The sequence below is a fragment of the Janthinobacterium sp. TPC_1 genome, assembly GCF_056037845.1.
Genome location: NZ_CP195157.1, coordinates 3,318,558 through 3,332,464 on the forward strand (window position 1 = coordinate 3,318,558; position 13,907 = coordinate 3,332,464).

The 13,907-nt window shown below is 60.2% G+C and carries 18 protein-coding genes and 1 pseudogene; all 19 read right to left on the reverse strand.

Going from position 1 to position 13,907, the window contains the following annotated elements:
* Positions 1–19 precede the first annotated feature (19 nt).
* Positions 20–1,195, reverse strand: a complete 1,176-nt coding sequence (locus ACQVLG_RS16275; protein WP_474290160.1) for a phage tail sheath protein — start codon at positions 1,193–1,195, stop codon at positions 20–22.
* Positions 1,196–1,225: 30 nt separating this feature from the next.
* Positions 1,226–1,732, reverse strand: coding sequence for a hypothetical protein (locus ACQVLG_RS16280; protein ID WP_474290161.1), 507 nt, complete (start codon positions 1,730–1,732; stop codon positions 1,226–1,228).
* Between the two features lies 1 nt (position 1,733).
* Positions 1,734–3,266 (reverse strand): phage tail-collar fiber domain-containing protein, encoded by a 1,533-nt coding sequence (locus ACQVLG_RS16285; RefSeq protein ID WP_474290162.1) that lies wholly within the window; start codon positions 3,264–3,266, stop codon positions 1,734–1,736.
* The gene (locus ACQVLG_RS16290; protein ID WP_474290164.1) at positions 3,263–3,493 is read right to left on the reverse strand and encodes a hypothetical protein; all 231 of its coding nucleotides are present in this window, start codon (positions 3,491–3,493) and stop codon (positions 3,263–3,265) included. The genes ACQVLG_RS16285 and ACQVLG_RS16290 overlap by 4 nt, the downstream gene beginning before the upstream one ends.
* A complete protein-coding gene (locus ACQVLG_RS16295; protein WP_474290165.1) occupies positions 3,469–3,888 on the reverse strand; it encodes a phage tail protein I in 420 nt (139 codons plus the stop codon). Before ACQVLG_RS16295 ends, ACQVLG_RS16290 begins: the two co-directional genes overlap by 25 nt.
* Before the next feature lie 81 nt (positions 3,889–3,969).
* A complete protein-coding gene (locus ACQVLG_RS16300; RefSeq protein ID WP_474290166.1) occupies positions 3,970–4,791 on the reverse strand; it encodes a baseplate J/gp47 family protein in 822 nt (273 codons plus the stop codon).
* Complete coding sequence (locus ACQVLG_RS16305; RefSeq protein WP_474290168.1) at positions 4,788–5,132, reverse strand: GPW/gp25 family protein; 345 nt, start codon at positions 5,130–5,132, stop codon at positions 4,788–4,790. The genes ACQVLG_RS16300 and ACQVLG_RS16305 overlap by 4 nt, the downstream gene beginning before the upstream one ends.
* The gene (locus ACQVLG_RS16310) at positions 5,129–5,827 is read right to left on the reverse strand and encodes a phage baseplate assembly protein V (protein WP_474290170.1); all 699 of its coding nucleotides are present in this window, start codon (positions 5,825–5,827) and stop codon (positions 5,129–5,131) included. Before ACQVLG_RS16310 ends, ACQVLG_RS16305 begins: the two co-directional genes overlap by 4 nt.
* Before the next feature lie 130 nt (positions 5,828–5,957).
* Entirely contained in the window at positions 5,958–7,850 is a 1,893-nt protein-coding gene (locus tag ACQVLG_RS16315) for a P-loop NTPase fold protein (RefSeq protein ID WP_474290171.1), read from the reverse strand.
* A gap of 161 nt (positions 7,851–8,011) precedes the next feature.
* Positions 8,012–8,962: a phage virion morphogenesis protein gene (locus ACQVLG_RS16320; protein WP_474290173.1), complete on the reverse strand. Its 951-nt coding sequence runs from the start codon at positions 8,960–8,962 to the stop codon at positions 8,012–8,014.
* Positions 8,946–9,458, reverse strand: coding sequence for a lysis system i-spanin subunit Rz (locus ACQVLG_RS16325; RefSeq protein ID WP_474290174.1), 513 nt, complete (start codon positions 9,456–9,458; stop codon positions 8,946–8,948). Before ACQVLG_RS16325 ends, ACQVLG_RS16320 begins: the two co-directional genes overlap by 17 nt.
* Positions 9,455–10,015, reverse strand: a complete 561-nt coding sequence (locus ACQVLG_RS16330) for a glycoside hydrolase family 108 protein (protein WP_474290176.1) — start codon at positions 10,013–10,015, stop codon at positions 9,455–9,457. The genes ACQVLG_RS16325 and ACQVLG_RS16330 overlap by 4 nt, the downstream gene beginning before the upstream one ends.
* Complete coding sequence (locus ACQVLG_RS16335; RefSeq protein ID WP_070224671.1) at positions 10,015–10,386, reverse strand: hypothetical protein; 372 nt, start codon at positions 10,384–10,386, stop codon at positions 10,015–10,017. The genes ACQVLG_RS16330 and ACQVLG_RS16335 overlap by 1 nt, the downstream gene beginning before the upstream one ends.
* Before the next feature lie 48 nt (positions 10,387–10,434).
* A complete protein-coding gene (locus ACQVLG_RS16340; RefSeq protein WP_474290178.1) occupies positions 10,435–10,644 on the reverse strand; it encodes a tail protein X in 210 nt (69 codons plus the stop codon).
* A pseudogene (locus ACQVLG_RS16345) lies at positions 10,644–11,148 on the reverse strand (head completion/stabilization protein). Before ACQVLG_RS16345 ends, ACQVLG_RS16340 begins: the two are co-directional and overlap by 1 nt.
* 95 nt (positions 11,149–11,243) lie before the next feature.
* The gene (locus tag ACQVLG_RS16350) at positions 11,244–11,507 is read right to left on the reverse strand and encodes a hypothetical protein (RefSeq protein ID WP_474290180.1); all 264 of its coding nucleotides are present in this window, start codon (positions 11,505–11,507) and stop codon (positions 11,244–11,246) included.
* Positions 11,483–11,959: a phage terminase small subunit gene (locus tag ACQVLG_RS16355; protein WP_474290181.1), complete on the reverse strand. Its 477-nt coding sequence runs from the start codon at positions 11,957–11,959 to the stop codon at positions 11,483–11,485. Before ACQVLG_RS16355 ends, ACQVLG_RS16350 begins: the two co-directional genes overlap by 25 nt.
* Positions 11,959–12,984, reverse strand: coding sequence for a phage major capsid protein, P2 family (locus tag ACQVLG_RS16360; RefSeq protein WP_474290183.1), 1,026 nt, complete (start codon positions 12,982–12,984; stop codon positions 11,959–11,961). Before ACQVLG_RS16360 ends, ACQVLG_RS16355 begins: the two co-directional genes overlap by 1 nt.
* A 47-nt stretch (positions 12,985–13,031) precedes the next feature.
* A complete protein-coding gene (locus tag ACQVLG_RS16365; protein ID WP_474290184.1) occupies positions 13,032–13,817 on the reverse strand; it encodes a GPO family capsid scaffolding protein in 786 nt (261 codons plus the stop codon).
* Positions 13,818–13,907: the final 90 nt, after the last annotated feature.

The following is a 13,907-nucleotide window of genomic DNA, read 5'->3' on the forward strand; positions in this document are numbered from 1 at the left end:
GCGGCGGGCACGGGGATGGTTAAGCCGCGATGCGGGAGGCGAAGTCGGCCAGGTAGCGGTCGGTAATGCGCTGCTGGAATTTCAGGTTTTCCAGCGGCGGCACGGGCGTGTAGTCGTAATCGATGGCCAGCTTGCCGTCTTTCAGCCCGGCCTTGTCGTTGTACTGCTCGTCATACCAGGCATGGCCGTCGATGATGTAGCCCTGCAATTTCAGGTCGCGGAACTTGGCGTTGATGCTTTCCAGCAGATCGCGCACCAGCGACGGATGCAGGGGCACATCGACATAGGCGAAATGCGCCTCGGCGATGGTGTCGGCCAGCACCTGGGCCGTGCGCGTGTAGCTTTCGAAATAGAAGAAGCCGCCCGGCGCCTCGCAGGTGCGCGAACCCCAGAAGCGGTAGCCGCCCATGTTAATCAGGGTGGTTACTTCCTTGGCGTTGAGCACGCCGGCGTCGGTGGCCGGGTCTTGCAGGTCGAAAAACACATCCTTGGTGATGCCGGTCGGGCCGTTGACGACCACGTTCGACAATGTCTTGTGCCAGCCCGTTTCCTCGTCGATCTTGGCGCGCAGGCCCATGGCGTAGGCGACGGCGGACATGCTGGCCTCGGCATCAAGGGCGGTATCCCAGTTCACAAAATCCGGCCAGATGAGCATGACCTCACGCTGGCCGAACTGTCCGCGATAGGTGGTGGCGGCCGTGACGGTGGCGCAGCCGTAGGCCGACGCATACACGAAGCCGCGCAGGCGCTGCGCCACGCTGGCCAGGGCGTTGGTGACGGCCTGGGCGTCCAGTCCCGGCGCGCCCAGGATGCGCGGTTTCACGCCCAGCTTGCTTTGCGCGGCCAGCAGCGCCTGGGCGCCCAGGTACTTGCCGTCCGGCGAGACGCCGCCCACGGCATTGGTCGTGGTTTCCGCTTCCGTCTCGCCTTCGGCCACGCGCACCACGACCGTCAGCGGCTTGGTCTGCGCGGCGATGGCCTGCAGTGCGCGATACAAGGTGCCCGTCTTGCCGGCCTTGCCCATGGCGGCCAGCACGTTGGTGACGAGCACGGGCGTGTCGAGCGGAAAGGCGGCCGGGTCGGCGTCGTCGGCCGTGGCGATCAGGCCCAGCACGGCCGTGGAGACGGTGCGGATGGGGCGCGAACCCTCGTTAATTTCAATGACGCGCACGCCATGGTGGTAGTCGGTGGCCATGTGGCTCTCCTGGTGAGTGGTGAAAAGGCGTTACTGGGGGGCTGTTGTGCCGGCATCATCGAAGGCGCGCCGCGCCTCGTCCGGCAAGGCGTCGGCGATGCGCTGGAATTCGGCGCTGACGGCCGCTTGCAGCGCTTCGATGTCCTGCGCGGCGGCGACCGCTGGGCAGATGGTGATGTCGAGCAGGCCGGTGCGCGCCGTGGCGATGGCTTGCGCGGTGGCCGCGTCGCCGCTGGCCATGGCGGCAAAGCCGATGCCGGCCAGGCGGTTGAGGATGGCGTCGCGCGTCTGGCGCACGCTGGCCAGGTAGGGCGCGGCCAGCACGGCAAACGGTGGCGGCGGTGGCGCGGTGATGCTCCACTTGCCGCCGGATTTCTTGCGGATGGTGGCGCCGGCGGTGATGGCCTCGCGCAGCATGGCCTCGTCCTCGGGCGCGACCTCGACGCCATCGGCTGGCCAGGTGCCTGCATGTTCGTAGTCGGCACGCATGGCGGCCGGATAAAAGCCACGGGTGGTATTGGAATAAAAGATCGTCATATTATTTTCCGAAAGCGATGTAACGGGTGGCTGGCGTGGAGTCGGACGAGTACGCGGCAAAGCCCGTTCTGGTTGGCTTGCCGGTTCCCAGGCGATTGACGGCGTCGTTGTTGGCGCCGGTGAGACAGACGCCGAAGCACTCCACAGGGAAGGCGATATCGAAGGTAATGAAACTTCCCGCAGGCGTCGCGGTGGCATCGCCAAATTGCATGATGAAATTACCCGGCAGTTTTTGGTGGCCGTTATTTGCAGCCAACTTTGATGAAAAATCGGCGACCTTGGCCAGGAGCGGGTGCGGATCTGCAGCGGCCAGGTGCTTGGCCAGTTGCTGGTCGCCATAGGCCCGTGCGCTGGTATCCTGTTGATCGACATAGGTGACCTTGGCCAGCAGTGGGTGCGGGTCAGCGGCAGCCAGGTGCTTGGCCAGCTGCTGGTCGCCATAGGTGCGCGCGCTGGTGTCCTGCTGATCGACGTAGGCGACCTTCGCCAGCAGCGGGTGCGGATCGGGAGCCGCCTGATGCTTGGCCAGTTGCTGGTCGCCATAGGCGCGCGCACTGGTGTCTTGCTGATCGACATAGGTGACCTTGGCCAGCAGCGGGTGCGGATCAAGAGCCGCCTGATGCTTGGCCAGTTGCTGGTCGCCATAGGTGCGCGCGTTGGCGTCCTGCTGATCGACATAGGCGACCTTCGCCAGGAGCGGGTGCGGATCAAGAGCCGCCTGATGCTTGGCTAGTTGCTGGTCGCCGTAAGTGCGTGCGTTGGTGTCCTGCTGATCGACATAAACGACCTTGGCCAGCAGCGGATGCGGGTCGGCGGCAGCCTGATGCTTGGCCAGCTGCTGGTCGCCATAGGCGCGCGCGCTGGTGTCCTGCTGATCGACGTAGGTGACCTTCGCCAGCAGCGGGTGCGGATCAAGAGCCGCCTGATGCTTGGCCAGTTGCTGGTCGCCATAGCTGCGCGCGCTGGTGTCCTGCTGATCGACGTAGGCGACCTTCGCCAGCAGCGGGTGCGGGTCGGCGGCAGCCAGATGCTTGGCCAGTTGCGCGTCGCTGTAGGCGCGCACAATGATGTCCTGGTCATCGACATACTTGCGCGTGGCCAGGATGATGGACGGGTCGATTTTCAGTTCGATGGCGGCCGTGCTGGCGACGATCAACACGATGCGCACCACTTGCGTGCGGCCGCTGCCTTCCATCATCAGGGGCTTGTAGCTCGGCGGGCAGTTGGCCACCGCGCACAGGTCGCCGGCCTCGTCAAAGATGCCGATTTCGCGTATCCACCAGCCGCCCACGTCTTCGGGCAAGACTTGCTCGACGATGATCTGGCTGGTGTTGGCCGGATCGATGGTCAGCTGGTTCAGGCCCGCGCGGCGCACCTCGTGCACCAGCGCCTTTTGCGTGCGCACAGGCATGGGCAAATTGCCGTTGCCGTCGCCCACGGCCAGGCTTTTCAGTTTCAGGGTTTGGCCCAGGGCGATGGCGTTGGCCAGCTTGGCCTCGCCCACTTCGGTCAGGATGGCAAAGTATGTGCTCATGGATAGATGGTCAGGGTGTCGATGGTATGGGATGCGCCGGCCTGCAACAGCGTGCCGCGCACTTCGATGGTTTCCGCGATCCAGGGATACACGGTCATGCTGTCGCCGTGGTACGCACAAGCGCCCGCGTAGACGTTGCCGCGACTTTCCAGATAAATGGCCAGGCCCGTCATGTGGCGGCTGACGGGCTTGGCGTCGGCGATCAGGCGTTCCATTTCCTGAAACATGGCGTCCGTGATGCCCGTGTCCAGCACGCCGACATCGAGGCGAGGCGGAAAGTGCCCGGCACGCCCGGCGGCGTGGTTTGCCACCATTCGGTGATGCGGATCAAATAGCCCAGGGATTCGACCACGCGGCGCACGGCGGCAATCGTGCCCTTGTGCTTGTGGATGAAATAGGATGCCTTGATGGCGCCGCGCTTGGTCGATTCGGGCCAGGTGTCGTCCCAGCGGTCAACGGAACAGGCCCAGGCCAGGAATGGCAGCAGGGCGACCGGGCAGCGGTCGGCGCTCCACAGGTCGCGCAGCGGCACGGGCACGTTGACCAGTTCGGCGCAGGCCACGGCGATGGCGCGTTCCAGCGCCGTGCTGTTGGGCGGCAGGGTGGGCACGGTCTTATTCATCGAGCACCACCACGTTCAGTTTGATGGCCGTGCAGCGCGCGGCCTGCGTGGCGTTCAGTTCGATGTCCGCCACCGGGCTGCTCAAGACGACCTTGCGCACGCCCTCGACGTGGACGGCGGCGCTGCAGGCGGAACGGTAAATGCTATGGCCCAGCGGCGACGCGGCTGCGACACGCGCACGGCGTTGGCGCGCGCGGCGTCCAGTAGGATCGGCACTTCCGGGCCGACGCCGATAAACAAGGTGGCCTCGATCTGGTAGTCGATGACCTGGGCGGCTTGCACCGTCAGGCGGTCGCCCAGGGGGCGCACGTCCTCGGCGTTGAGCGCGCGCGCCACGGTGGCCAGCAGCGCGGCGTCGGCGATGCCTGTGTCGTTGTTGGCCAGCACCGTGACGGTGACGCTGGCCGGCGCGGGGCTGGTGGCGCTCGCGTCCTTGACGCGGCCATCGCTGCTGCGGGCGTGGAATTCATACGACGCCTTCGGGCCGGCTACGGAGAGGCCGTCCGGTGCTTCCTGGATGCGCAGGCGGTAGGCGTCGTTGTCTTCCATGACGGCGGCCACGGGCGGCAGCGCGTTGGGATTGGCCGGCGTGATGACCAGGCGCGCCACGTTGACGTTGGCGCCCAGCTGGTCCAGGTCGCCGTCGAGGGCAAAGGCCAGCATGACGGCCTTGCCCGCCTCGTTGACGCGGTTGCGCAGGATGGTTTCCTGATACGCATTTTCTTCCAGCAGCTTGGTGGCTGGCTCCGATTCCAGCTCCAGCAGGGCCGTGACAGCCGCGCGCTCGGCTTCCGGCAGCAGGCTCACCAGGTGGGCTTTGCGGTTGGCCAGGATGGCTTCGAAGTCCAGCACCTCGACCACGCTGGGCGCCGGCAACTGGGTCAGGTCGATGGGCGTGCTCATACGGCGCCCCCTTGCTTGACGGGCACGGCCAGAGTGATGCCCTGGCCGTTGGCCGTGCCATCGAGTAGCAGCGCGATGGCGCCGTCCGTGTCGCGCGTGAGCTGCACGCTGGCCAGTTGCAAACGCGGCTCCCAGCGGCGCAAGGCAAAGGCGGTGGCGGCATAGATGCGCAACTGCGTGGCGCTGTTCAGGGGCTGGTCGATCAACTCGGGCACTTCGGAGCCATAGCGGCGGCGCCGGATGCGCGAACCCATCGGCGTGGTGAGAATGTCGGTCACGGACTGGCGCAGATGGCCCAGGCCCGTCAGGCTGCGCCCGGTGGCGGCGTGCATGCCCATCATGATTGCGGCCCGTCCGACTGGTCGCCGCCGGCTTTGACGCCGCCGTGCGCATGTTTGGCCAGGCTGATGGCGCCGGCCAGCACGTCCTCGCTGGCTTTGATCGTGCCTTGCACGGCCATGGCCACGCCGCCAGCGGCGCCGGCCTTGGCGTTCACGCCGCCGTTCAGCGCGGTGGCGCCGTTGACGGTGGCCGCTTGCATGACGATCAGGTTTTTCATGACGGTCAGGTCGCCCGTGCAGATGGTGCTGGGTGCGTTCGACGTCACCTTGTCGGCGGTGATGGTGGCCGTGCCGCCGGGGAGTAGGGCCGTCAGGGCGTGGGCCGCATGGTCGTACTGCACCACGGCGCCGTCGGGGTAATGCGTGGTGTGGATGGTGTCGCTGGTTTCGGGGGCGTCAAATTCCTGGGAGTACAGCGCAGGCAGGATGATGCCGCGCGTCAGGTCGCCGCCCGGAGAAAAGACGATCACTTGTTCGCCGACCGTGGGCGCCGACCAGGTGCGCGTGCTGCCCGCGCGCCGGGTGGCCCACTTCAGCCATTCGGTGGTGAGGGTCGGCCCGAGCCGCACGCGCGCCTTGGCCCCTTTGACCTCGGCGATGGTGCCCAGGCGGATCAGGTTTTGTAGCAAGCGGAGGAGGTCGGACAGGTCGGCGTTCATGCAATGCATGTTGCCGAAGTCCGCGTGCGGATGCACGCGGGGGCGGGTTGATAAAGCTATTAATAACTAAAGATTTTACACATACAGCTCAATAAATAATTTTTAAATAATGAAATTGGCTGTTTCTCGTATTAATTGAGGTAGTGTCAATTTCTCATGTGAAATTTCAAGTGAGCCGAACTTCATTCTCCGCAAAGAGGTTAGCTCCTACCAAGATACTATCCCGGAGACCTTTGAGTACATGTCCGCTCATCTTGCGTTCTCTTTCTTTACATACAATATCTAATTTATTTGCCATGCAAAGTAACCAATCTTTTTCATCTTTTAATTTTCTACGGTAGTGTTCTGAAGAATATCGCTCCTCAAACATATGGCCTACCTGATAAATTTGTCTGGGATGTAGCTTTAATAAAACTTGAACAAATTTTTCTTGGTCAATAAACGATAAAATTGGCATGCCAACATATTTTGCAGCTTTATAGTTGTTGTGAATTAATTCTGTTGTAAATTGATTGGTGTTGGTTTCCATAAGTTCCAACATCTCTAGTGCTTCATTTGGGTAATTTTCAGTTATTGAATTAAATCCAATTGCATCAACTTCCTTTAGAAAGTCGGAAAAATCTTGTTCTTCAACTTCGTGGTACCCAAGGCTTTCGTATCCAGTTCTATTTCTAGATTTTATGTAACTGGAAAACATTTCTCTTAGGGTGCCATTGTTTTTCATTTGCTGGACATTTGCTAAGCCTAACTCTACTATTTCCGTCCTTTCTTTGTCATATACTCCAATCTTTGAAAGTCGCATTAAATTCGATACTGCATGAATGAGTTCGCCTAAGTTTGGGATATTTTTTTTCAAAAAACTTTTTTCGACATTCTTGATTGCCACTTCAAGCTCATCGTCCAATAGATGATGCATATGCCACAATATAATCCAGTCAGGCCTATTTTCTTCTGGGAAGTACCTGCTATTTTTTAAGGCTCGGTTAATTTCCTCGCTGTCAAAAAGTCCTGTGTTGAAGACTGACTCCCATGTCGTTGAGTTAAGTAGTGCATCCATTATCTTTACATCAGTATATTTTTCACTGAGGTATGTATATAAATTTTCCGGCTCATCTAAATCTAATGGTGTGATATTTTTTTTCGGAAAGCTGCCACCTATCAATTTTATATGGCTTGGCAGCATGGTTCCGCTTTTAATTTCGAAAGAGTAAATGAGGAAGAAAGATAAAAGGTGTTCCATTAACTCTATTTTTTTTCGTACTGCCATGTCCAGAATTTCTACCATTCGTGCGAAATCCAAAATGGCTTGGCGAAGATGTCTTAGGTTCTTAAAATCTGCATTTATGTAAATTTTCTTAATTATTTCGATATGTTCTATTAGTAAATTTTTGCTGCTTTCCAAACTAATCTCATTGATGAATGTTTTAATTGCTTCAGAGAAATCTGGCTCAATCTGAAAGGTTTTTCCGATTAATTTTTCTTTTATTTTTTGATAGCTTCTGTCAGTGATATATTTTTCATCGCTGAATGATGATGCTATTACATCTTCATTGCATAGGATGATAACTTTTTGACCATCATGTTCAACAAAATAATTTATGTAGCCGAGCACCTCTGATATTGATAGTGAACAGCGCTCTAGGTCGTCGAAAACCAGAATATGCCCATTTGTGTTTCGAAGATATTCAGGTAGATTAAGCTCAGGTATTCCAATATTTGCTCTCGCATCAGATTTTGGATCGTTGTCGAGATTGATTTTTAAAGTTCCCTTGATGAATCCCTTTAATATTCGACTCGCAATTTCAGTTCCTTTTGATGATAATAATGGATGTAATTGTTTAAAAAACTCATCATCAATTTGTGATGTTTCTGATATGCCATAAAGGCTTATATATAAAACTTTAATTTTTTTGTTTTCTAATTCTTTAATAAAGTTTTTTATAAACCAGGTTTTTCCACTTCCCCATAATCCTTTCAGCATGATTGCATACTGTGGACTATTTTTCATTTCAATATAATAGTGGAGGTAGTTTTTTATTTCTTTGTTTTTATCTGGCATGGTTTATTTTTCAATTCTATGGTTGTGAAATGGGGAGTGCTAAATTTGTATATTTGCTAATTTATTCTCTGGGCTGGAAAATTACTGTTTCCGTATCACTTCCATGTGCTTGTATAAACTCTAGCGTAATTTTTAGGTAAAGTCAGTCAGTTTTTCTGACATTAAAATTTTTGGATATGGTGCAGTAAATAGTGGCGGATCAACGTCCTGTCGAGATCAGGCAATCCAAGCAACGAGCGACGCGCATATCTGTACATTTCACCGTTTTTTGAGACACGCTCCTGCAAGCCAAACTGATGCACACGCGCCACGCGCGCCACCCAGCCAAAGAAGCCGACCTCGATCTGGTCGCCTGTCGCCTTTACTTTCAGATGTTTGGCGGTGCGAATCTTGGCAAACATGGCCGCCTTTTGCCGCTTGATCCTCCCATTCTTCCCCTTGAACTCCTTGCGCCGCTTGCGCGCCGGGTAGGCCGTGCCATCCGGCCCCTGCTGTGCCTTGATGCGTTGCGACTGGCTGCGGCGCAGGTCGATGGCGACCTTGTGATTGATGGCGCGGCGCTGGGCCGGCTGCAGCTTGGCCAGCAGGGCGCCGGCCCAGGCTTCCAGCGCGTGCAGGTCGTCGCTCATGGCGTGGCCTCGGGCGTGCGCCATTCGGCCAGCAGGGTGTCGCCGTCGTACAGTTTCCAGAACGTCCGCATAAGCCGGCATGTGCTGTATCTCGGCCAGGTGCTTGATGTCCAGGCGGCCCGCTTCGCCGGTCTTGACGGCCACGCGCTCGGTCAGGTCCAGCTTGATGGAAATGTCGACCGTTTCATGGTTATTAAAATCCACCTCGAAGGCGATGCCGTGCTTGCGGGTTTCCTCGTTGGCCATCAGGTCGAGCTGGTGCACTTTCAGCCAGGCGATCAGGGCCACCATGATGGCGTCGGCGTCGCCCGCGTAATCGGTGACGATCAGGTTAAGCTTGAAGCGGTATTCGAAGGAGAGGGAGGCGGTGGCCGACGCCACCACGTTGCCCTCGTCGGCGAAGACCAGCAGACGGTCGGGGTCGCGCTGCAGGTCGGGGATGGCGGCGGCCAGGTGCTGGCGCAGGCTATTCGGTTTGTACATGGTAGGTGTCTCGTACGGTGTTGTAGGCGTCGATGCAGGCGTTCAGCTGGCGGGTGGCGTCGTCGCCGTCGCCGGCAATGGCGTCAAGAGCTGCCGCAGTCGCCGGGTCAAGTTCGGCGCGCGCTTCACGCCGATGGCCTGCGGCAGCGGCGGGATCTGCAGTTGCGGGGCACTGGCCGCTGGCAACGGGGATTGACAGGCGCACAGCGCCGCTGCGCACGTCAGCATTGAAACGGTCACGTTCAGTTTTCGCATGGGATTGCTCCTGGGTGAGGTGGTCGGCACGCTGTGCCAGGGCGGCACCGGCGGCGCGCTCCAGCGTCAGCACGCGGGCGGTGGCCTGGGCCAGTGCGGTGGCGGCATTGGTTTTGCTGGTGGCGGCCGCCCGCTGCAGTTCGGCGATGCTGGCGTCCTTGCGCCAGCCCTGCGCCATCCAGCCCGCCAGGGCGCCGCACAGGAGAACGGCGGCCAGCGGGCGCCAGGTGGTCGTGGTCACATGGCCACCCGTTCCTTGATCCAGCCGAACAGAAAACGGCGCTGGGTCTTGTTGGCCTCGGTGATTTCCAGATAGCGCGCCGCCTGCAGGCCGTTCAATGCACGCAGCAGTACGGTGGCGCCGTCCTGGCCGCGCCATTTCAGGAAGGCGGCCAACGCGCCCAGCGACTGTTCGCCCAGGTGGCCATCGACAACCAGGATGGGATAGCGTGCGCCCGTGTCATTGAAACCGTTCAACCAGCGCTGCAGGAACTCGGCTGCGCGGTGCGGCCCCATGTTCACGCCCGTGTCGATCACTTCGGCGCCGATGCCAACATGGATGGCCAGCACCTGGTCGAATTTCGGTTCCGTGATGTAGCGGGCCGTGTAGATCGCGTGCGCCACCGACACGGGCAGGTCACGCATCGGCCCCGTGTAGCCGTTGGCGCGCGCCACCGCCACGGTGATGCCGTAATTGGTTTCGCCGCCTTTGTCTGCCGGGTCGTTCACATAGCCACCTTCGGCGCGCAGGATGGCGTCGATGACGCGTGCGATCAGTGGATTGTCCGTGGTGGCCATTAGTGTTCCTTCGCGTCTTTGACCAGCTCGGCGATGTCCTTGTCGCTGCGCCGCTGGAACCACAGGGCCACGGCGCGCGATACCCACCAGCCGGGCGCGCCGACGATCAGGTCGATGGCGGAGGCGTTGACCATGGCGCCGATGGCCGGGAGCTGGGCGCACAGCAACTGGTACACGGTGCCGCCCAGGAGGCACGAGAACACGCCCGCGCAGGCCAGGCGGGCGACGAATTCGCCCTTGTTGAAGGTGCCGTCGGCATTCAGCGGCGGGAGCACGATGTACAGCATGGCCGCACCGACCATGCCCAGCGCCGCCTTGAAGCCGTACAGTTTGACCAGGGTGGCGAAACCACCAAACGATTCTGCGGACATTGCTTGTTTCTCCATGATGAGGATAAGTAGAGGTGTTGTTAAAAAAAGTTAGTCCCATAGCTGCACAAGATCGGCAACGGCGGCCACGTTGGCGGCAGGTTCCGGCAGGGTGACGACCAGGCCGGCCGGCAGCACGGCGCCGTGGCGCGCCAGTGTGGGATTCATTTCCAGGGTGTGCTCGACGTATCCCGCGCCGTCGCCCAGGTAGCGCCACACCAGGGCGTCTACCGTGTCGTGCTGCCGCGTGCGCACCTGCATCAGATCAGTTCCACGGTGAGGTGCGTGCGGCCGACCATATCCGCGATGGCCCATTGTGCATTGCGCCGCTGCGCGCCTGGTGCTTCGTCCAGCCATTCCATGCTTTTCTTGTCGCTGACGGACGTGGCCGTGCTGTCGTAATCGCGGTAACGCTCGATCAGATCGGCTTTCGCCGTGCTGTAGACGGCGCGCCGGTACTGCGCCAGCAAGCGGGACTCGCGGTTGATGCGCGTGGCTGGCACATCGACCAGGGCAGGGACTCCGGCAGCGGCCTGCTTGCCCTGCCAGTCGGCCAGCTCGCGGTTGACCTGCAGGATGGCATCGACCACGGCTTGCACCAGGCGCGCGTCGGTGACGGTGCCATCCAGGCGCATGGCGTCACGCATATCGTGTGAGCAGGATGTCGGGAAACCAGCCGTCGTTCTCGATGATGCCGGCGGCCGGCGCTGGCGGAGCAGGGGTGGTGCCAGGCTGGTTTGACGGAGGCAGGGCCATGAAGGACATACGGGGCGCTTTCAAAAGTGGGCGGTGGACGGGGTTCATCAGGTCGATGGTTCGGCCAGAATCCCCCCGTGCCGCCGTGCTGCGGGGGATGCTCTTTACGTGGAACCGGCCGCGCGCTTGAGGCGCCGCTCCAGCCGTTCCATATCTTTCTTGACGCCGCAAGACTCCGACAGGGCGCGCGCACGTTTCAGCTGGGCCATGGCGTTTTCCGCCTGCTGCACCAGTTCCGGGGCGATGTCCGTATCGTCGGCCTGATCGAGCACGGCGATCATGGCGAGGCCAATCGCCTTGTGCAGTTTGGCGCGCGCCTGGTCGGGCGCGTCGCTGGCGGCCGTCAACTGCTCGACGGTGCCCAGCACCTGCGCCGCGTGCTGCGGATCGCTGGCCAGTTTGCGTGCAAATAGCCCTCGGCGAACTCGTCCAGCATCAGCGTGGCGATGTCGCGGCTGTAGGTGTCGGGCAGGGTGAACTTGTGCGCCAGCGCGTATTCGGCCATGACCAGGGCGCGCTCGTACTTGCCCGTGTCGATGTGCCACACCAGCAGGGTGGCAAAGACGTCATCCTGCGCACCCTTGCCGCCCGCCAGCACGCCATCGATCCACTGCGCGTAATCCGGCAGCAAGGTGGCCTTGACCTCGATCTTGCGTTCGACCGACTGGATGGATTTCAGGCGCCGACGGTCGTCGGACAGCTTGTAGAGCATCAGGTCGTAGGCCGTGCCGGTGGTGACGCCCTGCGGCGCGGCGGCGCCGGCCGTGCGCTCGGCCAGCATGCGCGCGCGGTGGCGCAGGGCGGGGGATTGATGGGCCATTATTTGTCTTTCAGCTCGATGTTTTCCACCAGCGCGGCCAGGCCCAGGTCTTCGATCACGTAGGCGTCGTTGGACGATTCGTAGTTTTCGATGCGGTCGCGCTTGGGCACGTCCTCGACGCGGCGGCGGCGCGCGCCTTCCTGGAAATAGATCGACAGATTGTCGAAACGCGTGATGAGGATGGCGTTGTCCGGGAAGAACGGCACGCGCGCCGCTGGCAAGCCGCCGATACGTTTCTGGCTGATGATGATGTCGGCCGCCAGGGTTTCCATGGGCGCCTGCTTGGTGTTGACCAATGGGAAATACTTGTCGTTCAACAGCTTGCGCCCGACGATGGCCACCAGATTGGTGTCTTCCTGATACCACGGGTCCAGCAGGTTGACGGCATCCATGACGGCCGCGTCGAGGTTGGCATAGTCGGCGCCGTCCACGTCGCCGATGACGACCTGGCCCGGCATGCCAGCGGCCACCAGGCCAAGCACGCGCTCGGGCGCCAGCTCGCGCAGGTGCTGCAGCCAGCCTTTATTGACGTCCTGCAGCAGCGGATTGGCGTCCAGATCGGTGTCAGCCATGGCCTTGACCTTGACGCCATTGAAACCGATGACGATGCGGTCCAGCGCCTGGCGCGTCAGGATGGCATTGGCCACGCGCGACTGGAAGTCGGGGAACTTGGCCCAGGCGTCGAGCTTGGCATAGTTCAAATGCGTGTCGAAGTTGGTTTGCTCGCAGCGGTATTTGGTGCCGTCCAGGGTGGACAGGTCGCGCGTCTTGCGTTCCTTGTCTTTGGTGTTGGTGCGGCCGGCAATCGGGCCAGACACGCCCAGGCCCAATTTTTCGCCTTCCTGCTCGGTCACGCCGATGATGTTGACCTTCGACAGGAACTCGCTCGATTCCTGCATCTTCGTTTCCAGCTTTTGCTGCACGCTGGGCGTGACGCTGAAGGTCTTGGCCACGTTGTCCGTGTCGTTCAGTTGGCCCAGGCGGGTTTCATATTGGCCAAAGACCTGGCGCGTTTGCTTTTTCATAAATCAGTGCTCCGTTGTTGAATGGGGGGAAGAAAGGGCGAGGGCGCTTAGAACTCGGTCTGCACGGCGCCGTCGTTGCCGGTGGCGGCCGGGCGGCGCGGGCCGTTGCCGGGCGTTTCGTCCATCTGCGCCTTGAAGGTGGCCAGCTCGTCCTGCGTCGCTTTCTGCGCCTTTTCCGCGGCATCGAGGCGCTTGAGGGCATCGGCATAGTTGTCGTTGGCGGTGACGACGTGGCCGGCCAGTTCCTGCACGGCTTCGCTGATGTCGGCGAACTGCGCGGCGTCGGCGCCGGATTTATTGGAGAAGCGCGACAGCAGGTTTTTCACGGCGTCGGCCAGCTTGATGCCCTGCTCTTCAAACTCCAGCGTCACCTCGACGGCGGAGGTAAACAGGTTGGTGCTTTGCTGCTTGCGGCCGGCGGAGAACTGCAGCGCTTCGGTGCCCAGGCTGGCGGGGCTGTCCGTGACCCCCAGGCCGACCAGGTAGGGCTGCGACGAGTTGGCAAAATCCGGCTGGATTTCCAGGCTGGTATAGAGCTTTTGTTTCGCCTTGTTGATGGCCACCAGTTCCGGCGTGGGTTCGATCTGTGCGAACAGGGCCAGTTTCTTGCCGCTGTCCGTGTTCACTTCCTCGGCTTTCACCGCGATCACGTCGCCGTAAGCCTTGAACTGGCTGTCGGGCAGGATGCCGCGAATGTGCTCGAGCCAGATGCGCGCGCCGTAGGTCTTCGGGTTGTAGGTGGCGGCGATCTGTTCGATGGTGGCGCGGTCGATGTTGCGGCCGTCCGTGGTGGCGCCTTCGGTGGCGACGCGGAAAAATTTCGATTTGGACATGGTGGGCGTTCTCGGTTGATCGGATAACGCCATGGTCAACGTCTTGGCGCTGCGATTCAATGCGCTGCGGGTTGCTATGGGGCATAGCGA

Excerpts from the sequence above, each read along its gene's own strand:
- ACQVLG_RS16275 (WP_474290160.1), bottom strand. The coding sequence starts at position 1,195 with ATGGCCACCGACTACCACCATGGCGTGCGCGTCATTGAAATTAACGAG.
- ACQVLG_RS16280 (WP_474290161.1), bottom strand. The coding sequence starts at position 1,732 with ATGACGATCTTTTATTCCAATACCACCCGTGGCTTTTATCCGGCCGCC.
- ACQVLG_RS16285 (WP_474290162.1), bottom strand. The coding sequence starts at position 3,266 with ATGAGCACATACTTTGCCATCCTGACCGAAGTGGGCGAGGCCAAGCTG.
- ACQVLG_RS16290 (WP_474290164.1), bottom strand. The coding sequence starts at position 3,493 with ATGTTTCAGGAAATGGAACGCCTGATCGCCGACGCCAAGCCCGTCAGC.
- ACQVLG_RS16295 (WP_474290165.1), bottom strand. The coding sequence starts at position 3,888 with ATGAATAAGACCGTGCCCACCCTGCCGCCCAACAGCACGGCGCTGGAA.
- ACQVLG_RS16300 (WP_474290166.1), bottom strand. The coding sequence starts at position 4,791 with ATGAGCACGCCCATCGACCTGACCCAGTTGCCGGCGCCCAGCGTGGTC.
- ACQVLG_RS16305 (WP_474290168.1), bottom strand. The coding sequence starts at position 5,132 with ATGATGGGCATGCACGCCGCCACCGGGCGCAGCCTGACGGGCCTGGGC.
- ACQVLG_RS16315 (WP_474290171.1), bottom strand. The coding sequence starts at position 7,850 with ATGCCAGATAAAAACAAAGAAATAAAAAACTACCTCCACTATTATATT.
- ACQVLG_RS16320 (WP_474290173.1), bottom strand. The coding sequence starts at position 8,962 with ATGTACAAACCGAATAGCCTGCGCCAGCACCTGGCCGCCGCCATCCCC.
- ACQVLG_RS16330 (WP_474290176.1), bottom strand. The coding sequence starts at position 10,015 with ATGGCCACCACGGACAATCCACTGATCGCACGCGTCATCGACGCCATC.
- ACQVLG_RS16335 (WP_070224671.1), bottom strand. The coding sequence starts at position 10,386 with ATGTCCGCAGAATCGTTTGGTGGTTTCGCCACCCTGGTCAAACTGTAC.
- ACQVLG_RS16340 (WP_474290178.1), bottom strand. The coding sequence starts at position 10,644 with ATGCAGGTGCGCACGCGGCAGCACGACACGGTAGACGCCCTGGTGTGG.
- ACQVLG_RS16355 (WP_474290181.1), bottom strand. The coding sequence starts at position 11,959 with ATGGCCCATCAATCCCCCGCCCTGCGCCACCGCGCGCGCATGCTGGCC.
- ACQVLG_RS16360 (WP_474290183.1), bottom strand. The coding sequence starts at position 12,984 with ATGAAAAAGCAAACGCGCCAGGTCTTTGGCCAATATGAAACCCGCCTG.
- ACQVLG_RS16365 (WP_474290184.1), bottom strand. The coding sequence starts at position 13,817 with ATGTCCAAATCGAAATTTTTCCGCGTCGCCACCGAAGGCGCCACCACG.